The following is a 12,631-nucleotide window of genomic DNA, read 5'->3' on the forward strand; positions in this document are numbered from 1 at the left end:
ACAATAAAAAACGCTCCCAAAATCGGGAAGCGGCGGTATTATCCCAAAAATCCCGTGTTGCGGCAAGGGGTTCTTGGCACAATACCGCCCGAAACTACAGCATGGGTTTCAGATACTTGCCCGTATAACTTTTTTTGTTTTTTGCCACAAGCTCGGGCGCACCTTCCGCAATAATCCGCCCGCCCCCTTCTCCGCCCTCCGGCCCCATGTCCACAATCCAATCCGCCGTTTTAATCACGTCCAAATTGTGCTCGATAATCACAATGCTGTTGCCCTTGCCTTTCAGCCTTTGAATCACCTCCAACAGCAGCGCGATGTCGGCGAAATGCAGCCCCGTGGTCGGCTCGTCCAACACATACAGCGTGCGCCCCGTGTCGCGCTTGGACAATTCCAATGCCAGCTTCACGCGCTGCGCTTCGCCGCCCGACAGCGTGGTTGCCGACTGCCCCAAACGGATATAACCCAGCCCCACGTCCATCAGCGTTTGCAGTTTGCGCGACACGGTCGGTACGGCATCAAAAAACGTCCGCGCTTCCGCCACCGTCATTTCCAGCACTTGGCTGATATTTTTGCCTTTGTATTGCACTTCAAGGGTTTCGCGGTTATAACGCTTGCCCGCGCAGGCTTCGCACGGCACATACACATCGGGCAGAAAGTGCATTTCCACTTTAATCACGCCGTCGCCCTGACAGGCTTCGCAACGCCCGCCTTTGACGTTGAACGAAAACCGCCCCACGCTGTAACCGCGTTCCCGCGCCAAAGGCACGCCCGCAAACAGTTCGCGTATCGGCGTGAACAAACCCGTATAAGTGGCAGGATTGGAACGCGGCGTGCGGCCGATGGGCGATTGGTCCACGTTAATAATTTTGTCCAAATGTTCCAAACCGCGAATATCGTCATAGGGCGCGGGTTCTTCGTGGGCGCGGTTGAGTTCGCGGGCGGCGATTTTTGCCAACGTGTCGTTAATCAGGGTGGATTTGCCGCTTCCCGACACGCCGGTGATGCAGGTAATCAAACCGAGCGGCAGGTTTAAAGTAATGTTTTTCAAATTATTTCCCCGTGCGCCCTGCAACACCAGCATACGCTCGGGATTGACGGGCGTGCGTTTTTCAGGCAGCCCGATTTGTTTGCGCCCGCTCAAATATTGTCCCGTAACCGATTGTTCGGATTCGGCAACCTGCTGCGGCGTACCCGCCACAATCACGCGCCCGCCGTGTTCGCCCGCGCCGATGCCCATGTCCACGACAAAATCGGCTTGGCGAATCGCGTCTTCATCGTGTTCCACCACAATCACACTGTTGCCCAAATCGCGCAAACGTTTGAGCGTGCTTAACAAACGGTCGTTGTCGCGCTGGTGCAGCCCGATGGACGGCTCGTCCAGCACATACATCACGCCCGTCAGCCCCGAACCGATTTGGCTCGCCAAGCGGATACGCTGCGCTTCGCCGCCCGACAGCGTTTCCGCGCTGCGCGACAAATTCAGATAATCCAAGCCCACGTTAATCAGAAAGCCCAAACGCTCGTTGATTTCTTTGAGGATTTTTTCGGCGATTTGCTGTTTGTTGCCGTCCAGTTGCAGGTGTTCAAAAAAATGCAGGGCTTTGTCGAGCGGCATTGCCGAGATGTCGTGCAGGGCAACGCCGCCCACCAGCACATGCCGCGCTTCTTTACGCAGCCGTGCGCCCGCGCATTGCGGACAAGCGCGGTGGCTTTGGTAATCGCGCAGCTTGTCGCGCACGGTTTCGCTGTCGGTTTCGCGGTAGCGGCGTTCCAGATTGGGAATGATGCCTTCAAAGGCGTGGCTGCGGACAAACACCGTGCCTTTCTCGGAAAGGTAATGAAATTCAATCACTTCTTTGCCCGAGCCGTGCAAGATGATGGTGCGGATTTTTTTAGGCAGCGCGGCAAACGGCGTATCCACGGAAAAGCCGTAATATTTGGCAAGCGATTGTATCATTTGAAAATAAAACTGGTTGCGCTTGTCCCAGCCGTCAATCGCGCCCGCCGCCAGCGACAATTCGGGGTGCGCCGCCACGCGCTCGGGGTCAAAAAAATTCATGCTGCCCAAGCCGTCACAGCTCGGACACGCACCCGCCGGATTGTTAAAGGAAAACAGGCGCGGCTCCAATTCAGGCAGGCTGTAGGCGCACACGGGGCAGGCAAATTGCGCGGAAAACCAGTGTTCCTGCCCGTTGTCGGTTTCCACCGCTACGGCGCGTTCGCCGCCGTGCCGCAGCGCGGTTTCAAAACTTTCGGCAAGCCTTTGTTTGATTTCGGGTTTGACTTTGACACGGTCTATCACCACATCAATATCGTGTTTGTGGTTTTTCGCCAGTTTCGGCACGTCTTCAATGGCATACACTTCGCCGTCCACGCGCACACGCACAAAACCCTGCACCTGCAAATCGGCAAATAATTCAACAAATTCGCCTTTGCGTCCGCGCACGGCGGGGGCGAGTATCATCACGCGGCTGTTTTCAGGCAGCCCCAAAACGTGGTCGACCATTTGCGACACGGTTTGTCCCGCCAAAGGCAGCCCGTGTTCGGGACAATGCGGCGTGCCGACACGGGCGTATAAAAGCCGCAAATAATCATGGATTTCCGTTACCGTGCCGACTGTGGAACGCGGGTTGTGGCTGGTGGACTTTTGCTCGATGGAAATCGCGGGCGACAGCCCTTCAATCAAATCCACATCGGGTTTGTCCATCATCTGCAAAAACTGCCGCGCATAGGCGGACAGGCTTTCCACATAGCGGCGCTGCCCTTCGGCGTAGAGCGTGTCAAACGCCAAGCTGGATTTGCCGCTTCCCGACAAACCCGTTACCACCACCAGCTTGTGGCGGGGAATGTCCAAATCGATGTTTTTCAGATTGTGGGTGCGCGCGCCGCGAATGCGGATGGTGTCGTTGTCGCTCATGATGGGCTGCCGTAAACGGTGGAAAACCGCGCATTTTAGGGTAAGTCGCCCGCTTTTGCTATAATCGCCCCATTTGCATCAAGGCATCATCATGACCCGTTCCGTAATCACCGTCATCGGCAAAGACCGCATCGGCATCGTGTACGACGTTGCCCGAATCTTGGCGGAAAACCAATTAAACATCATCAACATCAGCCAACAACTGATGGACGATTTTTTCACCATGATTATTCTGGTGGACACCGCAAAATGCCCGCGCAGCCGTCAGGAAATATTGGATTTGCTCGCCGCCCAAAGCGCGGAACTGAAGCTGGACATCCGTTTGCAGGACGAAGCCCTGTTCAACGCCATGCACCGCATTTGAGAAAGGCTTCCTGAAATGAGTTTCCAATCCGCAGAAATTCTGGAAACCGTCAAAATGGTTTCCGACCAGCATTTTGACGTGCGCACGCTCACCATCGGCATGGATTTGCACGACTGCATCAGCAGCGACATCAAAACGTTAAACCAGAAAATTTACGACAAAATCACCCGAACCGCCGAACATTTGGTGCCCACGGCGCAGGATTTGTCGGCAAAATACGGCGTGCCGATTGTCAATCAGCGCATTTCGGTTACGCCCATTGCCCAAATCGCCGCCGCAACGGGCGCAGGCAGCTATGTTTCCATCGCACAAACGCTGGACAAAGCCGCCAAAGCCATCGGCATTTCCTTTATCGGCGGTTTTGCCACGCTGGCGCAAAAAGGTTTGACCCCATCGGGGCGCGTATTGATTGAATCGCTGCCCGAAGCGATGGCGGAAACGGATATTGTGTGCGCTTCGGTCAATATCGGCAGCACCCGCGCCGGCATCAATATGGACGCGGTGAAACTGATGGGCGAAACGCTCAAACGCACGGCGGAACGTACGCCCGAAGGCTTCGGCTGCGCCAAAATCGTGGTGTTTTGCAATGCGGTGAACGACAATCCGTTTATGGCGGGCGCGTTTCACGGCGCGGGCGAAGGCGCGGCAATGCTGAATGTGGGCGTGTCGGGGCCGGGCGTGGTGCAAGCGGCGTTGGCGGATTGTGCGGGCGCGGATTTGGGTGAGATTGCCGAAATCGTGAAAAAAACCGCGTTTAAAATCACCCGTGTGGGCGAGTTAATCGGGCGCGAAGCCGCCAAACGCCTGAACATTCCGTTTGGGATTTTGGATTTGTCGCTCGCGCCGACCCCTGCGGTGGGCGACAGCGTGGCGCGGATTTTGGAAGCGATGGGTTTGACGGTGTGCGGCACGCACGGCACCACCGCCGCGCTCGCCCTGCTCAACGATGCAGTGAAAAAAGGCGGCATGATGGCATCGGGTGCGGTGGGCGGCTTGAGCGGCGCGTTTATTCCCATTTCCGAAGACGAGGGCATGATTGCGGCGGCGCAGCAGGGCGTTTTGACACTGGACAAGCTCGAAGCGATGACGGCGGTGTGTTCGGTGGGTTTGGACATGATTGCCGTTCCGGGGCACACTTCCGCCGCCACTTTGGCGGGCATTATTGCGGACGAAGCCGCCATCGGCATGATTAACGGCAAAACCACCGCCGTGCGGATTATCCCCGTTACCGGCAAAGACGTGGGCGAGAGCGTGTCGTTCGGCGGGCTGTTGGGCTACGCACCGATTATGCCTGTGAAGCACGGCTCGTGCGAAGTGTTCGTCAATCGCGGCGGACGCATTCCCGCGCCGGTGCAGGCTTTGAAGAATTGACGAAATCCCTTGCCTTGATTGGGGCAAGGGCGTGTCATCAATTAAATTTTTCTACTGAGAATCAGCACAATACAAAAATTCCGTCATTCCCGCGCAGGCGGGAAGCCACTACCCGATGTTTGGCAAGCAATGTTTTATCAAGGTTTGTCGTGCTTTGATGTGGATTCCCGCCTGCGCGGGAATGACGGTGCAGAGGTTTTCCGGTCAATTGATGACACGCCCAAGGGATTTTTTAGGCAGTCTGCTGCTTTGTAACATATTGCCAACAATACCATTTACCGCACACATTCTGAATTGTTGGTTGTTGTCAAACTGTGTTAACATTGGGCATAGTCGGAAGCTGCGGCTTGCAAGGGCGCGGCTTTGTGACCCTCGTCAGTTGATTGACCCCCGTCAGTTGATTGACTTTTCAAAAAACTTTTTTGAGGAGCTTCAACATGAACGTTCTGAAAACCACTTTATCGGTAAGCGCCGCTTTGGTATTGGCCGCTTGTGGCAACGCCACCGGTACCTACCCGCCCAAGAAATTACACAGCACGCACACCGCGAAACCGCAACCGTCCGTACCGCCGGCAACAGGCAGCAATGCGGGCGGTTCTTCGTCTGCCAACAACACAGGCAGTTCGGGCAGCCAAGCGGCGGGCGGCACGTCTTCAGGCAGCGCGGCAACGGGCGGTAGCCAGCCATCTACAGGCAACAACACCGGCACAACACCGCCGAACACCGGCAATACCTCGGGCAACCCCGCCGGCGGCGGCAGCACAGGCACGCAACCGGCTACACCACCCAATTCCACAGCAGGCGCTGCCAACGCCAATTATTCGGACGGCGTGGTCGTAACGGCGAGAACGCCAGGGGGACTGCCAATTAACGCCACTTATGTCGTTATCAATCCAAAACATCTTGAAGACCCAAGCACATTACCGCGTCCGGGCGCACCGCTTTCCGGCTCGGTAAGCGGCAACGTGGTCGGCGTGGATACCAAATTCAAGCGCAGCGACAGCGATTTGTCGTCCGGCACGGATTACGAACACATCAGCATCAACGGCGTGAAAGTTGCGCTGCTGCCCGATGTGTGGCCTGCAAAAGATGTTGATACAGGTCTTACTGCTGAGGCCACATACAATGTTATCGCCCCGCTTCTTGGAACAGGCGTGTTTTATAAAAACAACCTTGCGGTTGGCAAGAGCTTGCAATATTCGGTGTTCGGATTGGTGGATATGGACGACAAAGACAGGCTCGGCTTGAAATCCACCCAACAACGCTATGCTTTCGCACACGGCGATGCCACCACCAATATGCCCGTAGCGGGCAAGGCGAAATATGTGGGCTTCGCGCCAGTGCTTCACAGGCTGGAATCGGCTGAAGGAATCCATACCAGGGACAGACTGCTCTCAGTTAGAGAAGTGCGTTCTTACACAACTATGGGTACGGTGGATATTGATGTGGACTTTGGCAGTAAGAAATTAGAAGGTCTGATGGCCACTACGGGTAAAGGGTATGATGACGGCTTTCTGGCAGCAAAATTGGCAGCCGACATCACAGGCAACCGTTTTGAAGGCACTTCTTCTGACGGCACGGTAATCAAAGGCGGCTTCTATGGCCCGAATGCGGCGGAAGTGGCGGGTACGTTTGTGCGTGCGCCGTATGAATATTTGTCTTCAGTTGATGGCGAGATGACTACGACCGGCATGATGGGTGCATTCGGCGCCAAGAAAATCGACCCGAAAAACTATGGCTGGACAGGTGCGGATTTGGAGAAATTTATTAAATAATCAGCCGTTTTTGCCATAGGCATCAACAACACCGCAAACGGGTGGAACGTTTGCGGTGTTTTTTGATTTCAAGCAGCCCGCAAAATCACACGCGCACTTGCCCGTCCCCCAACACCACCCATTTTTGCGTGGTCAGCCCGTGCAAGCCCACAGGCCCGCGCACATGGATTTTGTCGGTGGAAATGCCGATTTCCGCGCCCAAACCGTATTCAAAACCATCGGCAAAACGCGTGGACGCATTCACCATCACACTGGCACTGTCCACTTCGCGCAAAAAGCGGCGGGCGAGCGTGTAATTTTCGGTAACGATGCTGTCGGTGTGGCGGCTGCCGTAGCGGTTGATGTGGGCAACGGCTTCATCAAACGAATCAACCACTTTAACCGACAAAATCGGGGCAAGGTATTCGGTTTCCCAATCGGCTTCGGCGGCGGGCGCGATGTCGGGCAGCACGGCGCGTGTGTTCGGGCAGCCGCGCAGTTCCACGCCTTTGTCGCGGTAGCGTTGCGCCAAGGGCGGCAGCAGCTCGGCGGCGCGGGCGGCGTGAACCAGCAGGGTTTCCATGGTGTTGCACGTTCCGTAGCGCGAGGTTTTGGCGTTAAAGGCGATGGCAACGGCTTTTTCCGCATCGGCAAATTCGTCCAAATAAACGTGGCAGATGCCGTCCAAATGCTTGATAACGGGCACTTTCGCCTCCGCCGCCACCCGCGCCACCAAGCTTTTGCCGCCGCGCGGGATAATCACGTCAATCAAGCCTTCCGCCGCCAACATCGCGCCGACCACGTCGCGGTCGGGGCTGGCAACAAAATGCACGGCACTGTCGGGCAGCCCGCAATCGCGCAGCGCGGCGCGGACGTGTGCCGCCAAAGCAGTGTTGCTGTGCAGCGCTTCGCTGCCGCCGCGCAAGATGCAGGCGTTGCCCGATTTCAGGCACAAAGCCGCCGCGTCCACCGTAACATTCGGACGCGCTTCGTAAATCATGCCGACCACGCCCAAAGGCACGCGCATTTTGCCAATTTGCAAACCGTTGGGGCGGGTAACGAAGCCGTCCATTTCGCCAACGGGGTCGGGCAATTCGGCGATTTGGCGCAGGCTTTCGCAAATGGCGTTCAGGCGTTTTTGGTCGAGGCTCAAGCGGTCGAGCAGGGCTTCGCCCGTGCCTTTGTTGCGGGCGGCGGCAAGGTCTTCGGCATTGGCGGCGAGAATGCTGCCGCGATTGCGGGCGATGCGCTCTGCCAAACAGCTCAAAAAATCGTTTTTCTGCCGTGAAGACGCAGATGCCAATGTGTGAAATGCCTGTTTGGCGGCGCGGGCGGCAGCCGACAATTCGGCACAAGCAGGAGACGGTTGCATGGGGATTCCTTATTTTCCTTTGTCAAACAAAATGATTTACGCAAACACAAAACGCGCCGACACGCCTGCTTCGGGTAAAGCGACTTCCGCCGCATCACCGCCGCGCAATTCGCCCACCCCCGCCGGCGTGCCGGTAAACACCACATCGCCGCGCCGCAGACCATAGGTTTCCGCCAAAAAACACAGCAGCCGCGCCAAAGAAAACACCATGTCGGCACTGTTGCCGTGCTGGCGCGGCGCACCGTTCAGGCGCATTTCAAATGCCAGCCCCGCCGCCGCCCGTTCGGGGGCGAGCGCGGCAAAGCGCGACACGCACGCCGCGCCTTTAAAGCCTTTCGCTTTCGTCCATGGCGCACCCGCGCTTTTGGCGGCACTTTGCACATCGCGTGCCGTCAAATCCAAACCCACGCCGTAGCCCGCCACCGCGTCCAAAGCATTTTCGGGCGGCAGCTCGTCCGCATCGCGCCCGACCAAGAGCAAAAGCTCGGTTTCGTAATGCACGCTGCGGCTGAACGCGGGCAAACGCACCGTGTCGCCGTCAAAAGCCAAGCTGCTGTTTGGCTTGAGAAAAATCATCGGTTCGGCGGGAACGGCATTGCCCAACTCGGCAGCGTGCGCGGCATAATTGCGCCCGACACAAAACAATGTGTTCGCCACAACAGATTGATTATCCAAAACAAGATTCATCAAAGCCCCATTCTTGCCCATGCGGGAAAAAGCGATTTGTGGTAAATTTACCCGCCCATTGGGCAGATGTCAATTGAAAGGACGGCACACCATGTTCGACAAAAACCTGACGGCAACACTGAACTTGCCCGAACCGCGCTCGGCACAACTGCGGGCAAACTGGCCCGCACCCGCACACGTCCGCACCCTCATCACCACCCGCACGGGCGGGGTCAGCGAAGGCGCGTTTGCTTCTTTGAACGTGGGGGCGCACGTTGGCGACCGTCCCGAACACGTCGCGCAAAACCGCGCCATCGTACAGGCGCACATTCCCCTGCCGCTCGCCTATCTGAACCAAGTACACGGCAACACGGTGGTACGCGCCGCCGACAGCCTGAACGCCCCCGCCGATGCCGATGCGGCAGTGGACGACACCGGCAGCGCGGCCTGCGCGGTGATGACCGCCGACTGCCTGCCCGTCTTGTTTTGCGACCGTGCCGGCACGGTGGTGGCGGCGGCACACGCGGGCTGGCGCGGGCTGGCAGACGGCGTGTTGGCAAACACGGTGGCGGCGATGAAAGTTGCCCCGATGGAAATCATGGCATGGCTGGGGCCCGCCATCGGTGCGGAAGCCTTTGAAGTCGGGCAAGACGTTTGGGACGCATTCTGCCAAGCCGACCGCAAAGCACAAGATGCCTTCCGCGCCATCGGCGGCGGCAAATATCTGGCAGACATCTGCCTGCTGGCACGCCAAGCCCTCTACCGCGAAGGCGTTACCCAAATCTTTGGCGGCGGGCACTGCACCGTATTGGAGCGCGAACGGTTTTATTCCTACCGCCGCGACCGCCAAACAGGCAGAATGGTGAGCGCCATTTGGCTGGAACGCTAGGCGTGCCATCAATTAGCCGAAAAAACGCCGCACCGTCATGCCCGCGCAGGCGGGAAGCCAAGTCGAAACACGGGAAACCTTGATAAAACATGGCTTGCCAAGCATCGGGAGGTGGATTCCCGCATTCGCGGGAATGACGGATTTTTTTATATTGCACTGATTTTCAGTGTAAAATTTAAATGATGATACACCTTAAGGGCGCGTACCAAACGCCGCCCGTCCGCACCATTTTTTGAAATCAAGGAAAACAAAATGTTGAAACATCTGATGATGGTTCTCGCATTCGCATCGGCGGGCGCGTTTGCCGAAGACGTGTACACCACCACCCAACCGAACGGTTGCAAAGTCCACAATCCCAATCCGTACTCCAATGATACCGCCGAATGGCAGGGCGCGTGCAATGCGGCGGGTTTTGCCGAAGGCGAAGGCGTGCTGCGTTTTCGCAATCATCTTGGAGTGGGCGAAACCGAGTTAAGCGGGTCTTGGCAGAACGGCAAATTGCAAGGCATCGGCAAAATACAAACGCAAATTGCGCTTGGTGTGAGCCGTAATACCTATCGGGGCGAGTTTCGCGACAGCCTCAAACACGGCATCGGCATCATGGAATTTCCCGGCGGTTTCTATACGGGCGAATTTCGTCATGACCAGCCGCACGGCTTGGGAACCATGATTGGTTTACTGCAGAAAGACGTACTGCACGGACAATGGGAAAACGGCTCTTTGCGGCAAGGAGAATGGTTTTCTTCCAGTGAAGATAACCGTGTCCGCTATTCCGGCGTGTTCCACGATGCCAAACCGCAAGGCTTCGGTACGATGACTCTGCATAAAGACAGTAAGATGTTACAACGCCTGAACGCCAAACAACGCACGCAAGGCAAATGGCAGGGCGATGATTATGTGTTGCGCGGTTGGTTTGAAAACGGCAACTTTATCGCGCCCTGCGCCACCGCCGCCCAATGCGCGAAACGCCGGTGAAACCCGAACACCCGCTCGCCCGCCATTGGCAGCAGCCGAGTGCCGTTTTGAATGTTTTGCTCTCGCCCGCGTCTTGGCTGTTCGGCGCGGCGGCTTGGCTGCGGCGCACGCTTTACCGCGCAGGCTGGCTGAAAACAGAAAAACTGTCCGTTCCTGTGGTGGTGGTCGGCAATCTGCACGCGGGCGGCACCGGCAAAACGCCGATTACCGCCGCGCTCGCCGATGCGCTGATGCGGCGCGGCGTGAAAGTCGGCATCGTCAGTCGCGGCTACGGGCGCAGCCTGCGCGACACCCATGTTTTGAACGACAGCAGCACCGCCGCCCAAGCGGGCGATGAACCCCTACTGCTCTACCGCCAAACCCGCGCCGCCGTTGCCGTGTCCGCCCGCCGCGCTGATGCCGCACGCGCCTTGCTGGCAAAATTTCCCGATATTCAAATCATTATCAGTGATGACGGGCTGCAACATTACGCCCTGCACCGCGATGTGGAAATCGCCGTTTATCCCGCCGCCGATGCCGCCCGCCGCCCCAAGCTGCTGCCCAACGGCGCATTGCGCGAACCGCTTTCGCGTTTGCAAACGGTTGATGCGCTGGTGTTTTCGCAAGCGGAATACGGCATTCCCGAAACGGTTTTCGGGCTGCCTGCAAACGTTTTCGCCGCGCAACTGCGCCCCGCCGCGCCCTACCGTTTCCGCCGCCCCGCCGAGATGCTGTCCGCGCCGCCCGACAACGCCGTTTGCGCCGCCGCCTGCGCCATCGCCCGCCCCGAGCGTTTTTTCAACACCTTGAAACAAATGGGTTTTCCAATTTCGCAAACACAGGTGCTGCCCGACCATGCCGCGCTCAATCCCGCCGCGCTGCCGTCTGCCGATTATGTGTTCGTTACCGAAAAAGACGCGGTGAAACTGCCGCCCGACTGCCCCGAAAACGTGTGGGTGCTGCCCGTCCGCGCCGAAATCACCCCCGATTTGGCGGCGTTTGTGTTGGCGCGTGTCATCAACTGACTGCCAAACCGTTGCCCCACCCGCAAAAATGCCGCAAAATCCGAACAGATTTTGCGGCACACTGCGCCAAATATATAAGACAAGGCAGCAACGCCCGCCGTGTACGGTTGGTACATAAGAGCGCTGGCAACGCCGTATCATTGCGATTTTAATCAACCATATCAGGCAAATAATTGATTTTACTTGCCGCAATATTGTTTTTTGCGATGGGGAAAACCACGCGCTTTCAAACACGCCGCCATTTTGCGCTCGTAGTCCAAACCGTGATAACGGCTGTTGTATTCGCGGCATTGCGCTGCCTGTTTTTCATAAGCGGCGCACCCGTCCGATTGTCCGCCGCTACCGTCCGCAGCACAGCCCGCCAGCAGCACCGCCACCCCCAAAAAGCCGATTTTCCAAGCCATATCATTGCTCCTGTGGTTGTAATTTGTTCAAAACCTCTGCCAATTCGGGCTGGCTTTCGGCAAGCACACGCAACACCTTGCCCTGCCCTTCGTCCACCGCCAAACAACGCACCGTTTCTTCATACACCGCCAAAGGGTCGCCCAAATCCACTTCGGAACGGTTCACCGCATCGCGGCACGCTTCATACGCCTTGTCCAACTGCGCGATGTGCGTTTCGTCCAGTTGCTGCTGTTGCCACTTTTCGGCAAGCGATTGGTTTGATAAGGTTTTACCCGCCACATCTTGCACGGCGGGGCTGGTATTGAGTTGTTTTTTTATCAAATCGTTTGCCGTATCTTTGCCCAAGCCCGTCAAAATATTGGTGGCACTGGCAACCACAATACCGACAATGGTGGTCAGCACCACGCTGATGCCCGCCCAAATTTTGGCTTTGATGCTTTTTTTCGGTGCTGCGTCCATACGCATTTCCTTCTGCCCGCCGTTGCGGCTGCCTGATAAAAAACAATCCGCGCAATTTGCAACCATGCTGCATATTGCTGCCGTAAAACAGCCATTTTACAATTGCCCAAACAGCTTGTCCACGCCCGCAACAGTGCCAAACCACTTTTCGTGTCGGGCAAAACGGCTTCGGGTTTAGGGCGTGTCATCAATTGACCGAAAAATCTCTGTACTGTCATTCCCGTGCAGGCGGGAATCCAAATCGAAGCAGGTGTAGATACCATCTTTCCAGTCAAGCTCCCGTAGCAGAAATTTCCAACTGACGGGACTGATAAACCGTTTGATGCTTCAATACGCCAAAGCAAATATGTACCAATTTACGCATCGCCGCGCCCAATGCCTGCATCGGCGTTTTTTGCCTTTGCAGCAGACGGGCGTATTGGGCGGCAATATCAGGGTTGTATTTCTTTGACACG

Annotated in this window: 11 protein-coding genes and 1 pseudogene; 6 read left to right on the forward strand and 6 right to left on the reverse strand. The window is 56.9% G+C overall.

Going from position 1 to position 12,631, the window contains the following annotated elements:
* Positions 1–94: 94 nt before the first annotated feature.
* The gene (uvrA, locus tag G392_RS0107280; protein ID WP_034334715.1) at positions 95–2,917 is read right to left on the reverse strand and encodes an excinuclease ABC subunit UvrA; all 2,823 of its coding nucleotides are present in this window, start codon (positions 2,915–2,917) and stop codon (positions 95–97) included.
* A gap of 91 nt (positions 2,918–3,008) precedes the next feature.
* On the opposite strand from uvrA, the gene G392_RS0107285 reads away from it, so the two are divergent.
* The 3 genes from G392_RS0107285 to G392_RS13280 all read left to right on the forward strand — a co-directional run bounded on the left by G392_RS0107285 (position 3,009) and on the right by G392_RS13280 (position 6,427).
* A complete protein-coding gene (locus G392_RS0107285) occupies positions 3,009–3,281 on the forward strand; it encodes an ACT domain-containing protein (RefSeq protein WP_027009717.1) in 273 nt (90 codons plus the stop codon).
* Between the two features lie 15 nt (positions 3,282–3,296).
* On the forward strand, positions 3,297–4,652 hold the full coding sequence (locus G392_RS0107290) for a PFL family protein (RefSeq protein WP_027009718.1): 1,356 nt from the start codon (positions 3,297–3,299) through the stop codon (positions 4,650–4,652).
* Between the two features lie 437 nt (positions 4,653–5,089).
* The gene (locus G392_RS13280; protein WP_084165946.1) at positions 5,090–6,427 is read left to right on the forward strand and encodes a transferrin-binding protein-like solute binding protein; all 1,338 of its coding nucleotides are present in this window, start codon (positions 5,090–5,092) and stop codon (positions 6,425–6,427) included.
* Positions 6,428–6,512: 85 nt separating this feature from the next.
* Here the strand turns inward: G392_RS13280 and G392_RS0107310 are convergent, their stop codons facing one another.
* A complete protein-coding gene (locus tag G392_RS0107310) occupies positions 6,513–7,778 on the reverse strand; it encodes a glutamate-5-semialdehyde dehydrogenase (protein ID WP_051255631.1) in 1,266 nt (421 codons plus the stop codon).
* Between the two features lie 36 nt (positions 7,779–7,814).
* Positions 7,815–8,465 carry a fumarylacetoacetate hydrolase family protein gene (locus G392_RS0107315; protein ID WP_342663306.1) on the reverse strand — a complete coding sequence of 217 codons (651 nt, stop codon included), beginning with the start codon at positions 8,463–8,465 and terminating at the stop codon, positions 7,815–7,817.
* A 91-nt stretch (positions 8,466–8,556) separates the two neighbouring features.
* Here G392_RS0107315 and pgeF point away from each other — a divergent pair, with 91 nt between their 5' ends.
* The 3 genes from pgeF to lpxK all read left to right on the forward strand — a co-directional run bounded on the left by pgeF (position 8,557) and on the right by lpxK (position 11,312).
* The gene (pgeF, locus tag G392_RS0107320) at positions 8,557–9,333 is read left to right on the forward strand and encodes a peptidoglycan editing factor PgeF (RefSeq protein WP_027009723.1); all 777 of its coding nucleotides are present in this window, start codon (positions 8,557–8,559) and stop codon (positions 9,331–9,333) included.
* Between the two features lie 252 nt (positions 9,334–9,585).
* Positions 9,586–10,308, forward strand: coding sequence for an MORN repeat-containing protein (locus G392_RS0107325; RefSeq protein ID WP_027009724.1), 723 nt, complete (start codon positions 9,586–9,588; stop codon positions 10,306–10,308).
* Positions 10,305–11,312, forward strand: coding sequence for a tetraacyldisaccharide 4'-kinase (lpxK, locus tag G392_RS0107330; protein WP_245571946.1), 1,008 nt, complete (start codon positions 10,305–10,307; stop codon positions 11,310–11,312). Before G392_RS0107325 ends, lpxK begins: the two co-directional genes overlap by 4 nt.
* A 179-nt stretch (positions 11,313–11,491) precedes the next feature.
* Here the strand turns inward: lpxK and G392_RS0107335 are convergent, their stop codons facing one another.
* From G392_RS0107335 to G392_RS13925, 3 genes and pseudogenes are all read right to left on the reverse strand, one after another.
* The gene (locus G392_RS0107335; protein WP_027009726.1) at positions 11,492–11,716 is read right to left on the reverse strand and encodes a hypothetical protein; all 225 of its coding nucleotides are present in this window, start codon (positions 11,714–11,716) and stop codon (positions 11,492–11,494) included.
* 1 nt (position 11,717) lies between these two features.
* Positions 11,718–12,242, reverse strand: coding sequence for a hypothetical protein (locus tag G392_RS0107340; RefSeq protein WP_027009727.1), 525 nt, complete (start codon positions 12,240–12,242; stop codon positions 11,718–11,720).
* A 205-nt stretch (positions 12,243–12,447) separates the two neighbouring features.
* Positions 12,448–12,631 (reverse strand): annotated as a pseudogene (locus tag G392_RS13925) (hypothetical protein); the annotation flags it as partial.

The sequence above is a fragment of the Conchiformibius kuhniae DSM 17694 genome, from assembly GCF_000428785.1.
Classification (GTDB): domain Bacteria; phylum Pseudomonadota; class Gammaproteobacteria; order Burkholderiales; family Neisseriaceae; genus Conchiformibius; species Conchiformibius kuhniae.